Annotated in this window: 15 protein-coding genes and 1 tRNA gene; 14 read left to right on the forward strand and 2 right to left on the reverse strand. The window is 69.8% G+C overall.

The window, feature by feature from the left end; genetic code table 11:
• The first annotated feature begins 1 nt into the window (after position 1).
• From trpB to LR269_RS11525, 7 genes are all read left to right on the forward strand, one after another.
• Positions 2 to 1210: a tryptophan synthase subunit beta gene (gene trpB, locus LR269_RS11495; RefSeq protein WP_231430916.1), complete on the forward strand. Its 1209-nt coding sequence runs from the start codon at positions 2 to 4 to the stop codon at positions 1208 to 1210.
• The gene (trpA, locus tag LR269_RS11500; RefSeq protein ID WP_231430917.1) at positions 1207 to 2001 is read left to right on the forward strand and encodes a tryptophan synthase subunit alpha; all 795 of its coding nucleotides are present in this window, start codon (positions 1207 to 1209) and stop codon (positions 1999 to 2001) included. The genes trpB and trpA overlap by 4 nt, the downstream gene beginning before the upstream one ends.
• 59 nt (positions 2002 to 2060) lie before the next feature.
• Complete coding sequence (gene lgt / locus LR269_RS11505) at positions 2061 to 3050, forward strand: prolipoprotein diacylglyceryl transferase (RefSeq protein WP_374201116.1); 990 nt, start codon at positions 2061 to 2063, stop codon at positions 3048 to 3050.
• Positions 3051 to 3213: 163 nt separating this feature from the next.
• The gene (gene gltB / locus LR269_RS11510; protein WP_231432328.1) at positions 3214 to 7737 is read left to right on the forward strand and encodes a glutamate synthase large subunit; all 4524 of its coding nucleotides are present in this window, start codon (positions 3214 to 3216) and stop codon (positions 7735 to 7737) included.
• A gap of 53 nt (positions 7738 to 7790) precedes the next feature.
• Positions 7791 to 9248, forward strand: a complete 1458-nt coding sequence (locus LR269_RS11515; protein WP_231430918.1) for a glutamate synthase subunit beta — start codon at positions 7791 to 7793, stop codon at positions 9246 to 9248.
• Positions 9249 to 9324: 76 nt separating this feature from the next.
• Complete coding sequence (gene pyk, locus LR269_RS11520) at positions 9325 to 10740, forward strand: pyruvate kinase (RefSeq protein WP_231430919.1); 1416 nt, start codon at positions 9325 to 9327, stop codon at positions 10738 to 10740.
• A gap of 101 nt (positions 10741 to 10841) precedes the next feature.
• A complete protein-coding gene (locus LR269_RS11525; RefSeq protein ID WP_231430920.1) occupies positions 10842 to 11297 on the forward strand; it encodes an SRPBCC family protein in 456 nt (151 codons plus the stop codon).
• Positions 11298 to 11319: 22 nt separating this feature from the next.
• Here LR269_RS11525 and LR269_RS11530 read toward each other — a convergent pair.
• Positions 11320 to 11405, reverse strand: a tRNA-Leu gene (locus LR269_RS11530).
• Positions 11406 to 11441: 36 nt separating this feature from the next.
• Between LR269_RS11530 and LR269_RS11535 the strand changes: the two genes are divergently transcribed.
• The 5 genes from LR269_RS11535 (at position 11442) to rpsA (ending at position 19216) form a co-directional block, all read left to right on the forward strand.
• Positions 11442 to 12050: an ANTAR domain-containing response regulator gene (locus LR269_RS11535; RefSeq protein WP_231430921.1), complete on the forward strand. Its 609-nt coding sequence runs from the start codon at positions 11442 to 11444 to the stop codon at positions 12048 to 12050.
• 143 nt (positions 12051 to 12193) lie between these two features.
• Positions 12194 to 14881, forward strand: a complete 2688-nt coding sequence (gene polA, locus LR269_RS11540) for a DNA polymerase I (protein ID WP_231430922.1) — start codon at positions 12194 to 12196, stop codon at positions 14879 to 14881.
• Between the two features lie 53 nt (positions 14882 to 14934).
• Positions 14935 to 16608 carry a DUF885 domain-containing protein gene (locus LR269_RS11545; protein ID WP_231430923.1) on the forward strand — a complete coding sequence of 558 codons (1674 nt, stop codon included), beginning with the start codon at positions 14935 to 14937 and terminating at the stop codon, positions 16606 to 16608.
• 14 nt (positions 16609 to 16622) lie between these two features.
• Positions 16623 to 17612, forward strand: a complete 990-nt coding sequence (locus tag LR269_RS11550; protein ID WP_231430924.1) for an epimerase — start codon at positions 16623 to 16625, stop codon at positions 17610 to 17612.
• A gap of 152 nt (positions 17613 to 17764) precedes the next feature.
• Positions 17765 to 19216 carry a 30S ribosomal protein S1 gene (gene rpsA, locus LR269_RS11555; protein WP_231430925.1) on the forward strand — a complete coding sequence of 484 codons (1452 nt, stop codon included), beginning with the start codon at positions 17765 to 17767 and terminating at the stop codon, positions 19214 to 19216.
• Positions 19217 to 19272: 56 nt separating this feature from the next.
• Here the strand turns inward: rpsA and LR269_RS11560 are convergent, their stop codons facing one another.
• A complete protein-coding gene (locus LR269_RS11560) occupies positions 19273 to 19884 on the reverse strand; it encodes a DUF4126 domain-containing protein (protein ID WP_231430926.1) in 612 nt (203 codons plus the stop codon).
• Between the two features lie 50 nt (positions 19885 to 19934).
• Between LR269_RS11560 and coaE the strand changes: the two genes are divergently transcribed.
• On the forward strand, positions 19935 to 20564 hold the full coding sequence (coaE, locus tag LR269_RS11565) for a dephospho-CoA kinase (RefSeq protein WP_231430927.1): 630 nt from the start codon (positions 19935 to 19937) through the stop codon (positions 20562 to 20564).
• Between the two features lie 9 nt (positions 20565 to 20573).
• Positions 20574 to 22640: an excinuclease ABC subunit UvrB gene (uvrB, locus tag LR269_RS11570; RefSeq protein WP_231430928.1), complete on the forward strand. Its 2067-nt coding sequence runs from the start codon at positions 20574 to 20576 to the stop codon at positions 22638 to 22640.
• Positions 22641 to 22660: the final 20 nt, after the last annotated feature.

Below are 22660 nucleotides of genomic sequence, written 5' to 3' on the forward strand. Positions count from 1 at the left end.
CATGGCGCTCAGAGCGCAGACCGGTCCGTACTTCGGCGACTTCGGCGGGCGCTTCGTGCCCGAGTCCCTCGTGGCCGCCCTCGACGAACTGGGTGAGGCGTACGACCTCGCGAAGCTCGATCCGGCGTTCGGCGCCGAACTCGCGGAGCTCGGCCGGAGCTACACGGGCCGGCCGTCGATCATCACCGAGGTGCCGCGGTTCGCGAAGCACGCCGGTGGTGCGCGCATCATCCTGAAGCGCGAAGACCTGAACCACACGGGCTCGCACAAGATCAACAACGTGCTCGGGCAGGCGCTGCTCACGAAGCGCATCGGCAAGCAGCGCGTGATCGCCGAGACCGGTGCCGGCCAGCACGGCGTCGCGACGGCGACGGCGGCGGCCCTCTTCGGGCTCGACTGCACCATCTACATGGGCGAGGTCGACACCGAGCGGCAGGCCCTCAACGTGGCCCGCATGCGCCTGCTCGGCGCCGAGGTCGTCGCGGTCACGGCGGGCTCGCGCACGCTGAAGGACGCGATCAACGAGGCGATGCGGGACTGGGTCACGAACGTCGAGACGACGAACTACATCTTCGGCACGGTCGCTGGCCCCCACCCGTTCCCCGAGATGGTGCGCGACTTCCAGAAGATCATCGGCGAGGAGGCCCGCCAGCAGGTGCTCGACCTCACGGGTTCGCTGCCGACGGCGGTGGCGGCGTGCGTCGGCGGCGGCTCGAACGCGATCGGGATCTTCCACGCCTTCCTCGACGACGAGGGCGTCGGCCTCTACGGCTTCGAGGCCGGCGGCGAGGGCGTCGACACCGAGCGGCACGCGGCCACCATCACGATGGGCCGGCCCGGTGTGCTGCACGGCGCCCGCAGCTACCTCCTGCAGGACGAAGACGGCCAGACGATCGAATCGCACTCGATCTCGGCAGGACTCGACTACCCCGGCGTCGGACCCGAGCACTCCTGGCTCGCCGCCATCGGGCGGGCCGAGTACCGCCCGGTCACCGACGACGCCGCGATGCAGGCGCTGCGCCTGCTCACCCGCACCGAGGGCATCATCCCGGCCATCGAGTCGTCGCACGCGCTCGCGGGCGCACTCGAGCTCGGTCGCGAGCTCGGCGACGGCGCGACGATCCTCGTGAACCTCTCCGGCCGCGGCGACAAGGACATGGACGCCGCGGCGCGGTACTTCGAGCTCTACGACGAGGAGGCCGGCGAATGAGCGCCCGCAGCACGGTCGGCCCGGTCATCGCTCGGCGCAACGTCGAGGCATCCGGAGCCCTCATCGGGTACCTCCCGGTCGGATTCCCGACACTCGACGAGAGCGTCGAGGCCGCCGTCGCCCTCGTCGAGAACGGCGTCGACGCGCTCGAACTGGGCCTGCCGTACTCCGATCCCGTGATGGACGGCCCGGTGATCCAGGCGGCGACCCAGCAGGCGCTCGCGAACGGCTTCCGCCTCGCCGACGGCTTCGAGGCCGTCCGGCGCATCACCGAGCGGGTCGACGCTCCGGTGCTCGTCATGACGTACTGGAATCCCGTCGTGCAGTACGGCGTCGAGCGGTTCGCCGACGACCTCGCCGCCGCCGGGGGAGCAGGCCTCATCACGCCCGACCTGATCCCCGACGAAGGCGCCGACTGGATCGCCGCATCCGAGCGAACCGGGCTCGACCGGGTCTTCCTCGCGGCACCGACGTCGACCGATGCGCGCATCGCGCGCGTGGTGGAGGCGAGCCGGGGTTTCGTGTACGCCGTGTCGACCATGGGCATCACCGGTGCGCGCGCCGATGTCGACCGTGCGGCGCGTGGCGTCGTCGAGCGCCTGCAGGCCGCCGGTGCGCCCGCCAGCTGCGTGGGCGTCGGCATCTCGACGGCCGCGCAGGTCGCCGAGGTGCTCGAGTACGCCGAGGGCGCGATCGTGGGCTCGGCGCTCGTGAAGGCCCTCGCCGACGGCGGGGTCCGCGGGGCGGGCGACCTCGCCGCGGAGCTCGCACGCGGCACGGTCGCGAGTTGAAGTACGCTGACTGAGGCCCACGCGGCCGACGTCGCTTCCGAGGAAAGGCAAGATCCCGAGTGATCGCCCCGATCAGCATCCCGAGCCCCGATTACGACTGGCGCACGATCGAGATCCCCGTGCCGTGGGGCATCATCCCGATCCAGACGTACGCGCTGTGCATCCTCGCCGGCATCATCCTGGCCGTGATCATCACCTCGCGGCGTCTCACGAAGCGCGGGGCCGAGCCCGGCGTCGTGCTCGACATCGCACTGTGGGCGGTGCCGCTCGGCATCATCGGCGCCCGTGCGTATCACGTGTTCACGCACCCGGCCGACTACTTCGCCGGGCAGGAGCCGTGGAAGGTCCTCGCGATCTGGGAGGGCGGCAACGCCATCTACGGTGCGCTCATCGGTGGCGCGATCGGTGTGATCATCGGCTGCCGGTTCACCGGACTCCGATTCTGGTCGTTCGCCGACGCGCTCGCGCCGGGCCTGTTGGTCGCCCAGGCCGTGGGCCGGCTCGGCAACTGGTTCAACCACGAGCTGTACGGCGCCCCCACCGACCTGCCGTGGGGTCTCGAGATCGAGTTCGGCAACCCGGCCTGGCCGCAGGGACTCGTCGAGGGGACGCTCTTCCACCCAACGTTCCTCTACGAGCTCATCTGGAACCTCCTCGGCGCTGCCGTGATCGTGATGCTCGAGCGCCGCATCAACCTGCGCTGGGGCAAGGCGTTCGCGATCTACCTCATCTGGTACGGGCTCGGTCGTTCGTTCTTCGAGTCGATCCGCGTCGACCCGAGCGAGATGTTCCTCGGCATCCGCGTGAACGTCTGGACCTCGTTCGCCGCGATCGTGCTCGGCATCGTGCTGTACCTCGTGCAGCGCCGTCGCCACACGGGTGACGAGCCCAGCCCGTACGTTCCCGGACGTGAATGGAAGGGCCCCGACGCTGAGGTAGACTCAGACGAAATCGAGTCCGACTCAGACTCTCTCGACGACGGCGTCGAGGGCGAGAACGACCCCCAGGGCGAGACGGCGGCCACAAGCCCGAGCCGTACCACCTCGTAGGCAGGCCGCCCCACCCGTTCTCCGAAGCGACGCCGCACCATGCGTCGTGCATCCCCGTGTAGGGCCGATGGCGTCCCCGCTTCCCCTTAGTTGATGAGGACGGTTCCCTGTGTCGCTCACTCCTCCCTTCTCGCGGTTCGGAACCGTTCCGCCTGCCCAGGGCATGTACGACCCCGCCGCGGAGAAAGACGCGTGCGGCCTCGCGATGGTCGCCACGCTCCGCGGCACCGCGGGGCATGACATCATCACCGCGGCGCTCGACGCGCTGCGGCATCTCGAACACCGCGGTGCGGTCGGCTCCGACGCCGGCACCGGCGACGGAGCGGGCATCATCACCCAGATCCCCGACGAATTCCTGCGCGCGGTGAGCTCGTTCCCGCTGCCCGAGGCGGGGGCCTACGCCGTCGGCAACGCGTTCCTGCCGGTCGACCCGACGACGCGCAGCCGCGTGAAGCAGCAGCTCGCCGAGCTCGCGGCCTCCGAGGGCCTCGAGGTGCTCGGCTGGCGCGAGGTCCCGGTGCGCCCCGACGAGCTCGGCACGCTCGCTCGCGCCGCCATGCCGGCGGTGCAGCAGCTCTTCGTGCGATCGTCCGCGACGACGTCGACGGGCGCGCGGCTCTCCGGCATCGCGCTCGACCGGCTGACCTTCCGGTTCCGCAAGCGGGCCGAGCGCGAGCTCGAGCTCTACTTCGCGTCCCTCTCGTGCCGAACCATGGTCTACAAGGGCATGGTGACGACGCTCCAGCTCGAGCCGTTCTACCCCGACCTGTCCGACGAGCGGTTCGCCTCGAAGCTGGCGCTCGTGCACTCGCGGTACTCCACGAACACGTTCCCGTCGTGGCCGCTCGCTCAGCCGTTCCGCATGATCGCGCACAACGGCGAGATCAACACCATCCAGGGCAACCGCAACTGGATGCGCGCCCGCCAGTCGCAGCTCGAGTCCGAGGTGCTCGGCGACCTCGACCCGATCCTGCCGATCGTCACGCCCGGCGCCAGCGACTCGGCCTCGTTCGACGAGGTCGTCGAACTGCTCACGCTCGCCGGCCGCAGCCTGCCGCACGCCATCATGATGATGGTCCCCGAGGCGTGGGAGAACCAGGCCGAGCTGAGCCCCGAGCGCCGCGCGTTCTACGAGTACCACTCGATGCTCATGGAACCGTGGGACGGCCCGGCCGCGATCGTCTTCACCGACGGCACGCTCGTCGGTGCGACGCTCGACCGCAACGGCCTCCGCCCCGGTCGCTACATCGTCACCGACGACGGCCTCGTCGTTCTCGCGAGCGAGATCGGCGTGCTCGACCTCGAGCAGTCGCGCATCGTCCGCAAGGGCCGGCTGCAGCCGGGGCGCATGTTCCTCGTCGACACCGAGCACGGCCGCCTGATCGAGGACGACGAGGTCAAGTCCGAGCTCGAGCAGGCATCGCCCTGGGGCGAGTGGCTCGAAGAGGGGCGCATCCGCCTCGCCGACCTGCCCGAGCGCGAGCACATCGTGCATCCGCCCGCCTCGGTCAACCGCCGCCAGCGCACCTTCGGCTACACCGAAGAAGAGGTGAAGATCCTGCTCACGCCGATGGCGAAGACGGGGCAGGAGCCGCTCGGCGCCATGGGGTCGGACACGCCCATCGCGGTCCTCTCCAAGCGCCCGCGCCTGCTCTTCGACTACTTCACGCAGCAGTTCGCGCAGGTGACGAACCCGCCGCTCGACTCGATCCGCGAAGCGGTCGTGACCTCGCTCGGCACCTCGCTCGGGCCCGAGCGCAACCTGTTGAGCGCCGGCCCCGAGCACGCACGGCAGGTCTCGTTGACCTTCCCGGTCATCGACAACGACGAGCTCGCGAAGATCGTGCACATCGACCCGATGCCCGGTCGTCGCACGACGGTCACGATCCGTGGCCTCTACCGGTTCGACGAGGGCCCCGACGCGATGCGCGACCGGCTCGCGGCGATGTGCGCCGAGGTCGACGAGGCGATCGAGGAGGGCGCGAAGTTCGTCGTGCTCTCCGACCGTGACTCGAACAAGGACCTCGCGCCGATCCCGTCGCTGCTCATGCTGTCGGCCGTGCACCACCACCTGATCCGGTCGGAGAACCGCATGAAGGTGGGGCTCGTGGTCGAGGCCGGTGACGTGCGCGAGGTGCACCACGTGGCACTCCTCGTCGGCTACGGCGCTTCTGCCGTCAACCCGTACCTCGCGATGGAGACCTGCGAGGACCTCGTTCGAGCCGGCATCATCAGCGGGGTCTCGCCGGAGCAGGCCGTGCACAACGTGATCAAGGCGCTCGGCAAGGGCGTGCTCAAGATCATGTCGAAGATGGGCGTGTCGACGATCTCGTCCTACGCCGGAGCCCAGGCGTTCGAGGCTGTCGGCCTGTCGCAGGCGCTCATCGACGAGTACTTCACCGGCACGACGTCGAAGCTCGGCGGAGTCGGCATCGACGTCATCGCAGCCGAGAACCTCGACCGCCACACCCGGGCCTATCCGCAGGACCAAGCGGTCCGTGCCCACGAGCGGCTCGCCACCGGCGGCGAGTACCAGTGGCGTCGCGACGGTTCGCCGCACCTGTTCAACCCCGAGACCGTGTTCCGGCTCCAGCACTCGACGCGCAACCGCCGATACGACGTGTTCCGCGAGTACACCTCGCTCGTCGACTCGCAGGCCGAGGAGCTGCTCACGCTGCGCGGCATGTTCGCGCTGCGCACCGGCACCCGGCCCGCGGTGCCCATCGACGAGGTCGAGCCGGTCTCGTCGATCGTCAAGCGGTTCTCCACCGGCGCGATGAGCTACGGCTCGATCTCGAAGGAGGCGCACGAGACCCTCGCGATCGCGATGAACCGCCTCGGCGCCAAGTCGAACACCGGTGAGGGCGGCGAGGACCTGGACCGCCTGCTCGACCCCGAGCGCCGCAGCGCGATCAAGCAGGTCGCGTCCGGTCGATTCGGCGTCACGAGCATGTACCTCACGCACGCCGACGACATTCAGATCAAGCTCGCGCAGGGCGCGAAGCCCGGCGAGGGCGGCCAGCTGCCACCGACGAAGGTGTACCCGTGGGTCGCCCGCACGCGGCACGCGACCGCGGGCGTCGGGCTCATCTCGCCCCCGCCGCACCACGACATCTACTCGATCGAAGACCTCAAGCAGCTCATCTTCGACCTCAAGCGCGCGAACCCGAAGGCTCGCATCCACGTGAAGCTCGTCAGCCAGTCGGGCATCGGCGCGGTCGCGGCGGGCACCGCCAAGGCCCTCGCCGACGTCATCCTCGTCTCGGGGCACGACGGCGGCACGGGAGCGAGCCCGCTCAACTCGCTCAAGCACGCGGGCACCCCGTGGGAGCTCGGCCTCGCCGAGACGCAGCAGACGCTCATGCTCAACGGCATGCGCGACCGCGTCGTCGTGCAGGTCGACGGCCAGCTGAAGACGGGTCGCGACGTCGTGATCGGCGCGCTGCTCGGCGCCGAGGAGTTCGGCTTCGCGACGGCGCCGCTCGTCGTCGAGGGCTGCGTCATGATGCGGGTCTGCCACCTCGACACCTGCCCGGTCGGCGTCGCCACGCAGAACCCCGAGCTCCGCAAGCGATTCAGCGGCAAGCCCGAGTTCGTCGTCAACTTCTTCGAGTTCATCGCCCAGGAGGTGCGCGAGTACCTCGCCGAGCTCGGCTACCGCTCGATCGACGAGATCATCGGCCGCCGCGAGCTGCTCGACGTCGACCGCGCGGTCGACCACTGGAAGGCGTCGGGGCTCGACCTCACGCCCGTGCTCGTCGGTCCCGACTTCTCCGAGGCCGACGCCCGCCGAAACGCCCGCGCTCAGGACCACGAGCTCGACGAGCACTTCGACAACGAGCTCATCCGCCGGGCCGGCATCGTCCTGGAGGAGGGCGGGTCGGTCTCGATCGAGCTGCCGATCAAGAACACCGAGCGCGCGGTCGGCACGATGCTAGGCCACGAGGTCACCTCGCGGCACGGCGAGCAGGGGCTGCCGACGGGCTCGATCGAGGTCACGCTCAGCGGATCGGCCGGCCAGTCGCTCGGCGCCTTCCTGCCCGGCGGCATCACGATCCGGCTCGAGGGCGACTCGAACGACTACGTCGGCAAGGGCCTCTCGGGCGGGCGGATCGTGGTGCGACCCGCGCGCGACAGCGGGTTCGTCGCCGAGCGCAACGTCATCGCCGGCAACGTCATCGGGTACGGCGCGACGAGCGGCAGCATGTTCATCCGCGGCATCGTGGGCGAGCGGTTCCTCGTCCGCAACTCCGGCGCGACGGCGGTCGTCGAGGGCGTGGGCGACCACGCGCTCGAGTACATGACCGGCGGGCTCGCGCTCATCCTCGGCGAGACCGGGCGCAATCTCGGGGCCGGCATGTCGGGCGGCACCGCCTACGTGCTCGACCTGCGCGAAGGACGGGTCAACCGCGAGTCGCTCGCGGCCGGCGAGCTCGAACTCCTCCCGCTCGGCAGCGCCGACGGCGAGATCGTGCGCGACCTGCTCGAGCAGCACGTCGCCGAGACCGACTCCGCGGTGGCCGCGGCGCTCCTCGCCGAGGGCGACGCCGCGTTCGACCGCTTCACCAAGGTGCTGCCGCGCGACTACGCGGCAGTGCTCCGTACCCGCCAGAGCGCGGTCGACGAGGGGCTCGACCCCGACGGCGACGTCGTCTGGGGTCGAATTCTGGAGGTGACCAATGGCTGAGATCCTTCAGACGCTGGGAACGGCTGCGCACATGAACTGCCTGGAGGTGACCAATGGCTGACCCCAAGGGCTTCCTGAAGGTCACCGAGCGGGAGCTGCCGAAGCGGCGGCCCGTACCGGTGCGCATCATGGACTGGAAAGAGGTCTACGAGCAGGGCGACCCGGCCCAGCTCCGTCGGCAGGCGGGACGCTGCATGGACTGCGGCATCCCGTTCTGCCACCAGGGCTGCCCGCTCGGCAACCTCATCCCCGAGTGGAACGACCTCATGTACCGCGGCGAGGGCCGCGCGGCGATCGAGCGGCTGCACGCGACGAACAACTTCCCCGAGTTCACGGGCCGGCTCTGCCCGGCACCCTGCGAGTCGGCGTGCGTGCTCGGCATCAACCAGCCCGCCGTCACGATCAAGCAGGTCGAGGTGTCGATCATCGACCAGGCGTTCGGCAACGGCTGGGTGCAGCCGCAGCCGCCAGGGCGTCTCACCGGCAAGACGGTCGCCGTGGTCGGCTCAGGGCCCGCCGGGCTCGCCGCGGCGCAGCAGCTCACCCGCGCCGGTCACACGGTCGCGGTCTTCGAGCGCGACGACCGCATCGGAGGCCTGCTCCGCTACGGCATCCCCGACTTCAAGATGGAGAAGAAGCACCTCGAGGCCCGTCTCGCCCAGATGACCGCCGAGGGCACCCGCTTCCGGGCGGGCATGAACATCGGCGTCGACATCACGTGGGACCAGCTCCGCGAGCGCTACGACGCCGTCGTGATCGCGACCGGCGCCATGGTCCCGCGCGACCTGCCCGTTCCCGGCCGCGACCTGCCGGGCGTGCACTTCGCGATGGAGTACCTCACGCAGTCGAACCGGCACATCGCGGGCGACGAGGTCTTCGACCAGCTCACGGCCGAGGGCAAGCACGTCGTCGTCCTCGGCGGCGGCGACACGGGCGCCGACTGCATCGGCACCGCGCACCGTCAGGGCGCGCTGTCGGTGACGAACCTCGCGATCGGCAAGCAGCCGGGGCAGGAGCGGCCCGACCACCAGCCGTGGCCGATGCACCCGACCGTCTTCGAGGTGCAGAGCGCCCACGAAGAGGGCGGCCGTCGCGAGTTCCTCGCCTCCACGGTCGAGTTCCTCGCGAACGAGGCGGGCGAGGTCCGAGCCATCCGGGTCGCCGAGACCGAGTACCTCGACGGCCGCCGCGTGCCCAAGGCGGGCACCGAGCGCGAGATCCCCGCCGACCTCGTACTGCTCGCCCTCGGATTCACCGGTCCCGAGACGAACGAGCTCGACGAGCAGCTGCAGCTCGCGGTCACCGACCGCGGCAACCTCTCGCGCGACGCGGCGTACGCCACGGCCGAGCCGGGCGTCTTCGTGGCTGGCGACGCGGGCCGCGGCCAGTCGCTCATCGTCTGGGCGATCGCCGAGGGCCGTGCTGCGGCCGCCGCAGTAGACCGGTACCTTGAAGGCGAGACCTCGCTGCCGAGCCCCATCGCGGCGACGGCGCGCGCCATCGCCGTCTGAACCCCAGGCGCGCCGCTCGGCGCGTCGTCCGAACCACGATCAGCGCCTCGGCGCGGAACACCGGGAGTAACACCACATGAGACGAGCGAAGATCGTCGCCACCCTCGGGCCGGCGACATCGAGCTACGAGCAGATCCGGGCGATCATCGATGCGGGCGTCGACGTCGCCCGCATGAACCTCAGCCACGGCACGTACGACGTCCACGAGGGCGTCTACCAGAACGTGCGCAAGGCGGCGGCCGACTCCGGCCGTGCGGTCGCCGTCCTCGTCGACCTGCAGGGGCCGAAGATCCGCCTCGGCAAGTTCGCCGACGGGCCGCACGAGCTCGCCGAGGGCGACATCTTCAAGATCACCACTGAAGACATCCTCGGCACGAAGGAGATCGTCGGCACGACGTTCAAGGGGCTGCCGCAGGACGTGAAGCCCGGCGACTTCCTGCTCATCGACGACGGCAAGGTTCGGGTCGAGGTGCTCGAGACCGACGGCACGGTCGTCACGACCAAGGTCATCGTCGCGGGTCCCGTCTCGAACAACAAGGGCATCAACCTGCCCGGCGTCGCGGTCAACGTCCCGGCCCTCTCCGACAAGGACGAGGCCGACCTGCGCTGGGGCCTGGAGCTCGGCGCCGACCTCATCGCGCTGTCGTTCGTGCGCAACGCCGCCGACATCACCCGCGTGCACGAGATCATGGACGAGGTCGGCCGCCGCGTGCCCGTCGTCGCGAAGGTCGAGAAGCCGCAGGCGGTCGACGCGCTCGAGGAGATCACCGAGGCGTTCGACGCGGTCATGGTCGCGCGCGGCGACCTCGGCGTCGAGCTGCCGCTCGAGGCCGTGCCGATCGTGCAGAAGCGCGCCGTCGAGATCGCCCGCCGCCTCGCGAAGCCGGTCATCGTCGCGACGCAGATGCTCGAGTCGATGATCCACAGCCCCGTGCCGACGCGCGCCGAGACCTCCGACGTCGCGAACGCCGTCCTCGACGGCGCCGACGCGGTCATGCTCTCGGGCGAGACGAGCGTGGGGGAGTACCCCGTGATCACGGTGCAGACCATGGCCCGCATCATCGAGTCGACCGAACAGCACGGGCTCGACCGGATCGCCCCGCTCGGCACGAAGCCGCGCACCCAGTCGGGCGCCATCACCGCCGCCGCGGTCGAGGTCGCCGACTTCGTCGAGGCGAAGTACCTCTGCGTGTTCACCGAGTCGGGCGAGACGGTGCGCCGCATGACGCGCCTGCGCTCGAAGATCCCGATCCTGGCGTTCACGCCCGACCCCGCGATCCGACGCCGCATGGCGCTCAACTGGGGCGTCGAGTCGTTCGTGGTCTCGCGCGTCACCCACACCGACCAGATGGTCGGGCAGGTCGACGAGGCGCTCGCGAAGACCGGCAAGGCGGTCAACGGCGAGAAGGTCGTCATCATCTCGGGTTCGCCTCCCGGCATTCCGGGCACCACGAACGACGTGCGCGTGCACGTCGTCGGCGAGGTGCTCTAGCGGTTCCTCGGTGAAGGGTCGGTCAGGAATGACCGGCCCTTCGCCGTCTTCCGGGCACCGCGGCGGGATGCCTCGGTCGCGCGTCGTGGCAGAATCCGATCGTGGTCGTGAGATTCGAGTGCCGGACGGTCCTCGCCCTGAGCCCGTCGGAGGCGTTCGAGCGCTCGCTCGACATCGACCTGCACATGGCGTCGATGGCACGCTCCCGCGAGCGCGCCGTCGCCGGGGTGACGTCGGGCAGGATCGGGCCCGGCGAGCAGGTGACCTGGCGCGCGTGGCACTTCGGCGTTCCGCTCAGCATGACGAGCCGCATCACCGCGTACGACGAACCGCGATGCTTCATCGACGAACAGGTGCGCGGCCCGTTCCGGTCGTTTCGTCATGTGCACCGGTTCGAACCGACCGCCGACGGCACCGGCGCGATCATGACCGACGAGGTCGAGTTCGACGCGCCGTTCGGCCCGCTCGGTCGGATCGCGGAGGTCGTGCTCGGGCCCTATCTGCGGCATCTCATCGAGGCTCGGAACGCCCACCTCGCGGAGCGCGGGACGGGCTGATACGCGAACGCCGCGCGGGCGATGGTGCCGGTGGTGGGGGTCGAACCCACACGCCCTTTCGGGCAAAGCATTTTGAGTGCTCCGCGTCTGCCATTCCGCCACACCGGCCAGAGGCCTCGCCCAGAATACCGTAGGCTTTCCTGCGTGACTGACACCGAATCAACTCAGCCGGCAGCTCCGCGCCGCGTGGTCGTGGCAGAAGATGAGTCGCTCATCCGCCTCGACATCGTCGAGATCCTGCGCGACAACGGCTACGAGGTCGTCGGCGAGGCGGGCGACGGCGAGACCGCCGTGGCGCTTGCGACCGAACTGCGCCCCGATCTCGTCATCATGGACGTCAAGATGCCGCAGCTCGACGGCATCTCCGCGGCCGAGCGCCTCTCGAAGGGCCACATCGCCCCGGTCGTGCTGCTGACCGCCTTCAGCCAGAAGGAGCTGGTCGAGCGCGCGAGCGAGGCCGGTGCACTGGCCTACGTCGTGAAGCCCTTCACCCCGAACGACCTGCTGCCGGCGATCGAGATCGCCCTGGCCCGCCACGCGCAGATCATCGCCCTCGAGGCCGAGGTCGGCGACCTCGTCGAGCGCTTCGAGACCCGCAAGCTCGTCGACCGGGCGAAGGGCCTCCTCAACGAGAAGATGGGCCTCTCCGAGCCCGAGGCGTTCCGCTGGATCCAGAAGGCGTCGATGGATCGCCGCCTCACGATGAAGGACGTCTCGCAGGCGATCATCGAACAGCTCGCGCCCAAGAAGTAGGGCCCGCAGAACATCGAACGGCGGATGCCTCGACGAGCACGGTCTCGTCGAGGCATCCGCCGTTCGTGGTCGCGGCACGTGGGCCGGGGCCGGGAGCCGGCCGGACGTCCGGCGGTGTCGGCGGCCGCTTGTAGGCTGGTGCGGTGACGGACGCAGACAAGCCCACCCTCCTCGTCGTCGATGGCCACTCGCTGGCCTTCCGAGCCTTCTACGCCCTTCCGGTCGACAGCTTCACGACGCGCGACGGTCAGCACACGAACGCCATCCACGGCTTCCTCTCGATGCTGCTGCTCCTGCTCCAGAACGAGAAGCCCACGCACCTCGCGGTCGCGTTCGACGTGTCGCGGCACTCCTTCCGCACGCGCGAGTACGCCGAGTACAAGGGCACCCGGGGCGAGACCCCGCCCGAGTTCAAGGGCCAGGTGCCGCTGCTGCAAGAGGCCTTGCAGGCGATGGGGATCCAGGTCCTCGAGAAAGAGGACTTCGAGGCCGATGACATCCTCGCGACCCTGGCGGCGCGCGGGCGCACCGAGGGCTATCGCGTGCTGCTCGTCTCGGGCGACCGCGACACCATCCAGCTGGTGAACGACGACGTCACGCTGCTCTACCCGAACGCCCAGGGCGTCTCGCAGCTCAAGCGGTACGACCCCGAGGCGGTCGTCGAGCGGTACGGCATCCGCCCCGAGCAGTACCCCGACGTCGCGGCACTCGTCGGTGAGACGAGCGACAACCTGACCGGCATCACGAAGGTGGGCGAGAAGACCGCGGTCAAGTGGCTCGGGCTCTACGGCGACCTCGACGGCATCCTCGCCCACGCCGACGAGATCAAGGGCGTCGTCGGGCAGAACCTGCGCGACGAGAAAGAGAACGCGATCCGCAATCGCAAGCTCAACCGTCTCGTCGACGACGTCGAACTCGACGTCGTGATCCCCGAGCTCGCCGCGCGTCCGATCGACATCGAAGCGGTCCGCCCGCTCTTCGAGCGGCTCGAGTTCCGCACGCTCTTCGAGCGCCTGCGCAAGCTCGCGGCGGGCGAGACGAACGGCAACGGCAACGGGGCGGCGCCCGCGGCCGAGCCGGCACCGCTCATCGCCGCGCCGACGATGCCGACCTCGCAGAGCCTCGCCGGCGCCGAACTCGCGGCGTGGCTCGAGCGCGCCGTCGCCGCAGAGCCCGCGGGGCTCGGCCTCAGCCTCGAGGTCATCGACGGCCTCGTGGTGGGTGCCGGCATTGCGACGGCGACCGAGACGGTGCACCTCGCCTGGCGATCCGGCGCGGCCGAAGCAGGGCCGTTCGAGGCGTGGCTCGCCTCCGACTCCCCGAAGATCATGACCGATGCGAAGCCGCAGCTCGAGGCACTCGCGCGATCCGGTCTCGCCCTCGACGGGCTCGTCCTCGACACGCTCGTGGCCGGCTGGCTCGTGCGACCGAACCTGGTCGAGAAGACCCTGCCCGACCTCGTCGACCGCTACCTCGGCGAGACGGTGCCGCAGGCCGATCCCGCGCAGCTCGTCCCCGAAGAGGGCACCGACGCCGGCGCGCCGGAGTACGCGTGGTTCACGGTGCGCGTGGCGCCCGCCGTTCTGCGTGCCCTGCCCGAGCGGTCGCGTCAGCTGCTCGCCGACATCGAGATGCCGCTCGTCCCCGTGCTGGCCGCGATGGAGTTGCGCGGCGTGACCGTCGACCACGCCGAGCTCGCAGCGCTGTCCGCCGAACTCGGCGAGCGGGCCGCCGGCCTCGCCGAGGCCGCGTACGCGGAGATCGGTCGCGAGGTGAACCTCGGCTCGCCGAAGCAGTTGCAGGAGGTGCTGTTCGACCAGCTCGGCATGCCGAAGACGCGCGCCACGAAGACCGGCTACACGACGGATGCGAGTGCGCTGGCCGACCTCCAGGAGTCCAGCCCGCACCCGTTCCTCGGCTACCTGCTCGAGCACCGCGATGCGACCAAGCTGCGCCAGATCGTCGATTCGCTCGACAAGTCGATCGCGGCCGACGGCCGCATCCACACGAACTACGGCCAGATCGGCGCGGCGACCGGGCGCATGTCGTCGAACGATCCGAACCTGCAGAACATCCCGATCCGTACCGAAGACGGGCGACGCATCCGAAAGGCGTTCCGCCACGGTGCCGGGTACGCAGAACTCCTGACGGCCGACTATTCGCAGATCGAGATGCGCATCATGGCGCACCTCTCCGGCGACCCCGGGCTCATCGAGGCGTTCAACGCGGGCGAAGACCTGCACCGGTTCGTGGGTGCGCGCGTGTTCGCGGTCGACCCCGCCGACGTCACGCCGCTCATGCGCACGAAGGTCAAGGCGATGTCGTACGGCCTCGCCTACGGCTTGAGCGCGTTCGGCCTCTCGAAGCAGCTGCGCATCGATCGCGCTGAGGCGCAGCAGCTCATGCGCGAGTACTTCGAGCGCTTCGGAGCGGTGCGCGACTACCTGCGCGGCGTGGTCGAGCAGGCGAAGATCGACGGCTACACGGAGACGATCTTCGGCCGGCGCCGTCCGTTCCCCGACCTCAACAGCCCGAACCGCGTGCACCGCGAGAACGCGGAGCGCGCCGCGCTCAATTCGCCGATCCAGGGTTCGGCCGCCGACATCATGAAGATCGCGATGGTCGGCGTCGAGCGCGAGATCCGCGCGCAGGGGCTCGAGAGCCGCATGCTGCTCACCGTCCACGACGAGCTCATCTTCGAGGTGGCGGGCGGCGAATCCGAGGCGCTCGAGGCGCTCGTGCGCGACAAGATGGCGAACGCGGCCGAACTCAAGGTGCCGCTCGACGTACAGGTCGGGCGGGGCAGCGACTGGGAGGACGCGGCGCACTGATCGAGGGATCCTCGACGTCGACACGGGCGGGTTCGCTGTCCTAGGTTCGGAGGATGGCATCGAGTGAGCGCACCCCGACCGACGTCGACCGCATCGCCGAAGGCTGGGTCGACACGCTGGTCGACCTCGACCCGAGCATCGGCACCTACATCGGCCGGACGAGCCACGACGACCGGCTCGCCGACTACTCGCCGGCCGGGCACGAGCGGCGGGTCGCCGCGATCCGCGAGGCGGCCGCCGCGCTTCGGGCCGCCGACCCGGCCGACGACGTCGACCGCATCACGGTCGCGGACCTCGGCTCCGAGCTGGAGCTCGAGCTCGCCCGGCACGACGCCGGGCTCCACCTCCGGGACCTCAACGTGATCGCGAGCCCGACGCAGGAGATCCGCGACGTGTTCGACCTCATGCCGACCGCCGAGGTCGACGACTGGTCGCGCATCGCGAATCGCCTCGGAGCGGTCCCGGGCGCGCTCGACGGCTACATCGAGACCCTGCGCGCGGGCGTCGGGGCGGGCATCGTCCCCGCGGTCCGGCAGGTGCACGAGGTCGCGGCGCAGGCGCGGCGCATCGCGAAGGCCGACGGCTTCTTCGCGACGTTCGCCGCGAGCGCGAAGGCGGGGGAGTCCGAGCTCCCCGACGCGCTTCGGCGCGACCTCGAGGCGGGCGCCGGCACGGCGAGCGAGGCGTACGACCGGCTCGCCGAGTTCCTCGAGTCCGAGCTCGCGCCGGTAGCGGGCGACGCCGATGCCGTCGGCCGCGACATCTACGCCCTCGAGTCGCGGCGCTTCCTCGGCGCCGTGATCGACCTCGACGAGACCTACGAATGGGGCATCGAAGAACTCGCGCGCATGGTCGCCGAGCAGGAGTCGATCGCGAACGAGATCAAGCCCGGGGCATCCGTTGCCGAGGCCATCGCGTTCCTCGACGACGATCCGAGCCGCAAGCTGCACGGCACCGACGCACTCCAACGGTGGATGCAGGAGACCAGCGACCGCGCGGTCGCGGAGCTCGCCGGCACGCAGTTCGACATCCCCGCCGAGATCCGCACCCTCGAGTGCATGATCGCCCCCACCCAGGAGGGCGGCATCTACTACACGGGCCCGAGCGACGACTTCTCACGGCCAGGTCGCATGTGGTGGTCGGTGCCGGAGGGCGTCACCGAGTTCGACACCTGGCGCGAACTCACCACGGTCTACCACGAGGGGGTCCCGGGTCACCACCTCCAGATCGGCCAGGCGGTCGTCAACCGCGGCCAGCTCAACACCTGGCGCCGGCAGCTCGCCGGCACGTCGGGTCACGCCGAGGGATGGGCGCTCTACGCAGAGCGTCTGATGCAGGGGCTCGGCTACCTCGACGATCCGGCCGACCGGCTCGGCATGCTCGACGGCCAGCGCATGCGCGCCGCCCGCGTCGTGCTCGACATCGGCGTGCACCTCGGCAAGCAGCGCCCCGACGGGCAGGGAGTCTGGACGGGCGACTACGCCTTCGAGTTCCTCGGGCAGAACGTCAACATGAACGAGGGCTTCGTGCGCTTCGAGGTGCACCGCTACCTCGGCTGGCCGGGGCAGGCACCCTCGTACAAGGTGGGCCAGCGCATCTGGGAGCAGCTGCGCGACGAGGTCGCCCGCCGGGAGGGCTCCGGCTTCGACATCCGCGACTTCCACCGGCGCGCGCTGGCGCTCGGCGGCGTCGGACTCGACACACTGCGCTCCGCGCTGCTCGGCTGAGTCCCGGGCGCGACGTGGCGCGTATCGTCATCGCAGGCGCGTCCGGGTTCATCGGCGCGCACCTCGTGCACCGCTACCGCGTCGCGGGCGATTCGGTGGCGACGATCGGCCGGTCCGGCGGGGACGCCTCGTGGTCCGATCCTCACGCGATCCGCCGGCTGCTCGACGGCGCCGACGTGCTCGTCAACCTCGCCGGGCGGAGCGTGAACTGCAGGTACACGCCTGCGAACCGTGAGGCGATCATGCAGTCGCGGCTGACGACGACCGCCGAACTGCGCGAGGCGGTCGCCGACGTCGACGAGCCGCCGGCCGTCTGGTTCAACTCCTCGACCGCGACGATCTACCGGCACGCCGACGACCGGCCGATGACCGAGTCGAGCGGTGAGCTCGGCACGGGGTTCTCGGTCGCCGTCGCGAAAGCGTGGGAGCGGGAGTTCTTCGACGGGGAGCTGCCGATGACCCGGCGGGTCGCGCTGCGGATCGCGATCGTGCTCGGCGACGGCAGTGCGCTGCGCCCGCTCGCGATGCTCGCCCGGCTCGGGCTCGGCGGCGCGCACCTCGACGGCCGGTGGCCGTCGTCGCGGGCGCGCCGCGGGGCCGGCACGCAGCACGTGTTCCGCACGCCCCGCGGCCGGCAGCGCTTCAGCTGGGTGCATGTCGAGGATGTCGCGCGCGCGATCGACTTCCTTCGCGACCGCGCCGACCTCAGCGGTCCGGTGAACGTCAGCTCGCCGAACCCGAGCGATGACCGCACCCTCATGCGCACCATCCGTCGACTCGTCGGTGCGCCGGTCGGCCTGCCCACGACGCGATGGATGCTCGAGCTCGGGTCGGCGGTCATCGGCACCGAGACCGAGCTCCTGCTCAAGAGCCGGTGGGTGCTGCCGCAGCGGTTGCTCGACGCCGGCTTCGAGTTCAGGTACCCCGAGCTGGAACCGGCGCTCGCGAGCATCCTCCGACCGACGGAGGGTGCCGTCGCCGCCGGCCCGGCTCGGCTCGGATGAGCCCCGGAGCCGTGCGGTTGCCGCGCACGCAGCGGTTCCGTTAGGATGGAGCGTCACTCGTGTGACATCCCTGTCCGCATGCCCATCGCGGAAACACATAACGCTCTACCGCGCGATGGGCTCGATATTGTCCTTTACGGAGCATTCACTACATGACAACCGCAACGACCAAGGCGCCCAAGCAGGTCGCGATCAACGACATCGGATCTGCTGACGATTTCCTCGCCGCGGTCGAGAAGACTTTGAAGTTCTTCAACGACGGCGACCTCATCGAGGGCACCGTCGTGAAGATCGACCGCGACGAGGTCCTCCTCGACGTCGGCTACAAGACCGAGGGCGTCATCCCCTCGCGCGAGCTTTCCATCAAGCACGACGTCGACCCCAGCGAGGTCGTCGGCGTCGGCGACACCGTCGAGGCCCTCGTTCTCCAGAAGGAGGACAAGGAAGGCCGCCTCATCCTGTCGAAGAAGCGTGCGCAGTACGAGCGCGCGTGGGGCGACGTGGAGAAGATCAAGGAGGCCGACGGCGTCGTGACCGGTTCGGTCATCGAGGTCGTCAAGGGCGGCCTGATCGTCGACATCGGCCTCCGCGGCTTCCTCCCGGCGTCGCTCATCGAGCTCCGCCGCGTGCGCGACCTCACGCCGTACCTCGGCCAGGAGATCGAGGCGAAGATCCTCGAGCTCGACAAGAACCGCAACAACGTGGTGCTCTCGCGCCGCGCGCTGCTCGAGCAGACGCAGTCCGAGTCGCGTTCGACGTTCCTCGCGAACCTGCACCCGGGCCAGATCCGCAAGGGTGTCATCTCGTCGATCGTCAACTTCGGTGCGTTCGTCGACCTCGGCGGCGTGGACGGCCTCGTGCACGTCTCCGAGCTGTCGTGGAAGCACATCGAGCACGCCAGCGAGGTCGTCGAGGTCGGCCAGGAGGTCACCGTCGAGGTGCTCTCCGTCGAGCTCGACCGCGAGCGCGTCTCGCTGTCGCTCAAGGCGACGCAGGAGGACCCGTGGCAGGTCTTCGCCCGGACCCACGCGATCGGCCAGGTCGCTCCGGGCAAGGTCACCAAGCTCGTGCCGTTCGGTGCGTTCGTTCGCGTCGCCGACGGCATCGAGGGCCTCGTGCACATCTCGGAGCTGTCGGGCAAGCACGTCGAGCTCGCCGAGCAGGTCGTGTCGGTCGGCGAAGAGGTCTTCGTCAAGGTCATCGACATCGACCTCGAGCGTCGCCGCATCTCGCTCTCGCTGAAGCAGGCGAACGAGGGCGTCGACCCCGAGGGCACCGAGTTCGACCCGGCGCTCTACGGCATGCTCACCGAGTACGACGAGCAGGGCAACTACAAGTACCCCGAGGGCTTCGACCCCGAGACCAACGAGTGGCGCGAGGGCTTCGAGGCCCAGCGCGAGAAGTGGGAGCAGGACTACGCTGCCGCCCAGGCTCGCTGGGAGGCGCACAAGAAGCAGGTTGCTGCTTCGCTCGCCGCCCAGGCTGCCGACGACTCGTTCTCGGCCGGCGGTGCCTCCTACTCGAGCGACTCGGCCGGCACGGGCACCCTTGCCGACGACGCCTCGCTCGCGGCGCTGCGCGAGAAGCTCTCGAGCAACAACTGATCGCACCTGCGACACGACTGAAGGCCGGTTCCCTGGGGAACCGGCCTTCGGCCGTTTCAGGGCGTCGTCGCGGGATGCCTCGCGGATGCCTCGCGGCGGGCGCGACGACGCCGCACGACGAACACGAGCGCGATCACGAGCGCCACGATGCCGAAGACCACGAGCACGGGCGCCAGCACTGCGGCGAACGCGAGCGCGAAGCTCCCGGCGTCTTCCGCGGCACTCACGACCGGGCCGCCGAATCCGAGTGTCGCTGTGTTGACGACCGGCCGGGCGGCGGCCTTCGCCACGTGCACGAGCAGCGCGAGGCCGACGCCGATCGCGACGGGAACCCAGGCGTTCGAGCTGAAGAACGACCCGGGATCGGTCACGACGGCGGTCGTCGAGTCGATCCCGGTGCCGAAGACGATTCCGCCGGCGGTCGGCCTGACGACCGTCTGCACGACATCGTTGGCCGAGTCGAGACCCGGCACCTTGTCGGCGATGAACTCGACCGCGAGCAGGAGGACCAGCACGAGCAGGACCCACTCGTTCGAGAGCCACGCCCACGCGGGCGGCAGTTCGACGAGGGTCGTGAAGCGATCGAGCGCACCGAGCACGACGAGCGGGATCCAGGCGTTGAGACCGGCCGCGAGCGCGAGCCCGGTGCCGGTGAGCAGCTCGAGCATCCGCGCCTCCTCGTGGGTCGAGTCGAGTGTCGCACGATTAGAGTGGTGTCGTGTATCTGATCGGGCTCACTGGTGGTATCGCCTCGGGGAAGTCGACCGTCGCGCGCAGGCTGTACGAACACGGGGCGGTTCACATCGATGCCGACGACCTCGCCCGGCGGGTCGTCGCACCGGGCACCCCCGGGCTCGCGGCGGTCATCGCGGAGTTCGGCGAGGGCGTCCTCCGACCCGACGGCTCACTCGACCGCGCGAAGCTCGGCGAGATCGTCTTCAAGGACGACGCCGCGCGGGCCCGCCTGAACTCCATCGTCCACCCCGCGGTGCGGGAGCTGTCGTCGCGGCTCATCGCCCGCGCCGAGGCCGATGACCCCGATGCCGTCGTCGTGTACGACGTGCCGCTCCTCGTCGAGGCATCCGTCGATCACCCGTTCGACCTCGTCGTCGTGACGAACGCGCCGCGCCGCACCCAGGTGAAGCGGCTCGTCGAGGAGCGCGGCCTCGACCTGATGCAGGCCGAGGCGCGAGTCGACGCGCAGGTCGACAACACTCGGCGGCTCGCGATCGCCGACGTGGTCATCGACACCGACGGCTCGCTCGCGCACACGATGAGCCAGACCGACGCCCTGTGGGCGCGGGTCGTGGCCGAGCGCTCCGGACGCGATGTCGGAGGCCGCTCCTAGACTTGGAGCATGCAGGCCACGCGCTCAGTTCGCCCGTTCGAGGTCATCAGCGAGTATCGACCGAGCGGTGACCAGCCGCAGGCGATCGCCGAACTCGCCGGCCGCATCAACGCGGGTGAGACCGACGTCGTGCTGCTCGGAGCGACCGGTACCGGCAAGTCGGCGACGACGGCCTGGCTCATCGAGCAGGTCCAGCGTCCGACCCTCGTGCTGGCCCACAACAAGACCCTCGCCGCGCAGCTCGCGAACGAGTTCCGCGAGCTGCTGCCGAACAACGCGGTCGAGTACTTCGTCTCCTACTACGACTACTACCAGCCAGAGGCCTACGTCCCGCAGACCGATACGTTCATCGAGAAAGACAGTTCGATCAACGCCGAGGTCGAGCGGCTGCGCCACTCGACGACGAACTCCCTGCTCAGCCGGCGCGACGTCGTCGTGGTGTCGACCGTGTCCTGCATCTACGGCCTCGGCACGCCCGAGGAGTACCTCGGGGCGATGATGCCGCTGCAGGTCGGCCAACGGGTCGACCGCGACTGGCTCATCCGCAAGTTCGTCTCGATGCAGTACCAGCGCAACGACGTCGACTTCTCGCGGGGCACGTTCCGCGTGCGCGGCGACACGATCGAGATCATCCCCGTCTACGAAGAGCTGGCGATCCGCATCGAGATGTTCGGCGACGAGATCGAGGCGCTCTACAGCCTGCATCCGCTCACGGGGCAGATCGTCCGCCAGCTCGACGCGGTTCCCGTCTTCCCGGGATCGCACTACGTCGCATCGACCGACGTGATGCAGCGCGCCATCGGAACCATCCGCGACGAGCTCGACGAGCGCCTCGCCGAGCTCGAACGCGAGGGCAAGCTGCTCGAGGCGCAGCGGCTGCGCATGCGCACGACCTTCGACCTGGAGATGATGGAGCAGATCGGGTTCTGCTCGGGCATCGAGAACTACTCGCGGCACATCGACGGGCGCGCGCCCGGCGAAGCGCCGCACTGCCTGCTCGACTACTTCGCCGACGACTTCCTCGTCGTGATCGACGAGTCGCACGTGACGGTGCCGCAGATCGGTGCCATGTACGAGGGCGACTCGTCGCGCAAGCGCACCCTCGTCGAGCACGGGTTCCGGCTGCCGAGCGCCCTCGACAACCGCCCCCTCAAGTGGGACGAGTTCAAGGCGCGCGTCGGCCAGACCGTGTACCTCTCCGCGACGCCGGGCCGATACGAGATGGGCATCGCCGACGGCGTCGTCGAGCAGATCATCCGGCCGACCGGCCTCGTCGATCCGCAGATCGTCGTGAAGCCGTCGAAGGGGCAGATCGACGACCTGCTCGAAGAGATCCGCAAGCGTGCCGAGCGCGACGAGCGGGTCCTCGTCACCACCCTCACGAAGAAGATGGCCGAAGAGCTCACCGACTTCCTCACCGAGGCCGGGGTCAGGGTGCGCTACCTGCACTCCGACGTCGACACGCTCCGGCGGGTCGAACTGCTCACCGAGCTTCGCGCAGGCGTCTACGACGTGCTCGTCGGCATCAACCTGCTGCGCGAGGGTCTCGACCTCCCCGAGGTGTCGCTCGTCGCGATCCTCGACGCCGACAAAGAGGGGTTCCTCCGGTCGTCGACCTCGCTCATCCAGACGATCGGGCGCGCCGCGCGCAACGTCTCGGGCGAGGTGCACATGTACGCCGACGTGCTCACCGACTCGATGAAGCAGGCGATCGACGAGACGACGCGTCGGCGCGACCGGCAGCTCGAGTACAACCGCGTCAACGGCATCGATCCCCAGCCACTGCGCAAGCGCATCGCCGACATCACCGAGGTGCTCGCGCGCGAAGAGGCCGACACCGCTGCGCTGCTCGCGGGCCGCGACGGCCGTAAGAAGTCGCCGGTGCCGAACCTCCGTACCGAAGGCATCGCCGCCGAGGGCGCGAACGACCTCGAAGAGCTCATCCGCGACCTCAACGACCAGATGCTCGAGGCGGCCGGCGAGCTCAAGTTCGAACTCGCCGCGCGACTGCGCGACGAGGTGTCCGAGCTCAAGCGCGAGCTCCGGCAGATGGAGAAGGCGGGGCACCTGGGCTGACGGGTACGGCGGGCGCGCTG

This window comes from Agromyces sp. S2-1-8, from assembly GCF_021129215.1.
In the GTDB taxonomy this organism is placed as follows: Bacteria; Actinomycetota; Actinomycetes; order Actinomycetales; family Microbacteriaceae; genus Agromyces; species Agromyces chromiiresistens.

Bases quoted from the DNA above. Each gene is read 5' to 3' on its own strand.
- trpB (WP_231430916.1), top strand. From the start codon at position 2: ATGGCGCTCAGAGCGCAGACCGGTCCGTACTTCGGCGACTTCGGCGGG.
- uvrB (WP_231430928.1), top strand. From the start codon at position 20,574: ATGCAGGCCACGCGCTCAGTTCGCCCGTTCGAGGTCATCAGCGAGTAT.
- trpA (WP_231430917.1), top strand. From the start codon at position 1,207: ATGAGCGCCCGCAGCACGGTCGGCCCGGTCATCGCTCGGCGCAACGTC.
- pyk (WP_231430919.1), top strand. From the start codon at position 9,325: ATGAGACGAGCGAAGATCGTCGCCACCCTCGGGCCGGCGACATCGAGC.
- LR269_RS11560 (WP_231430926.1), bottom strand. From the start codon at position 19,884: ATGCTCGAGCTGCTCACCGGCACCGGGCTCGCGCTCGCGGCCGGTCTC.
- LR269_RS11545 (WP_231430923.1), top strand. From the start codon at position 14,935: ATGGCATCGAGTGAGCGCACCCCGACCGACGTCGACCGCATCGCCGAA.
- LR269_RS11515 (WP_231430918.1), top strand. From the start codon at position 7,791: ATGGCTGACCCCAAGGGCTTCCTGAAGGTCACCGAGCGGGAGCTGCCG.
- rpsA (WP_231430925.1), top strand. From the start codon at position 17,765: ATGACAACCGCAACGACCAAGGCGCCCAAGCAGGTCGCGATCAACGAC.
- gltB (WP_231432328.1), top strand. From the start codon at position 3,214: ATGTACGACCCCGCCGCGGAGAAAGACGCGTGCGGCCTCGCGATGGTC.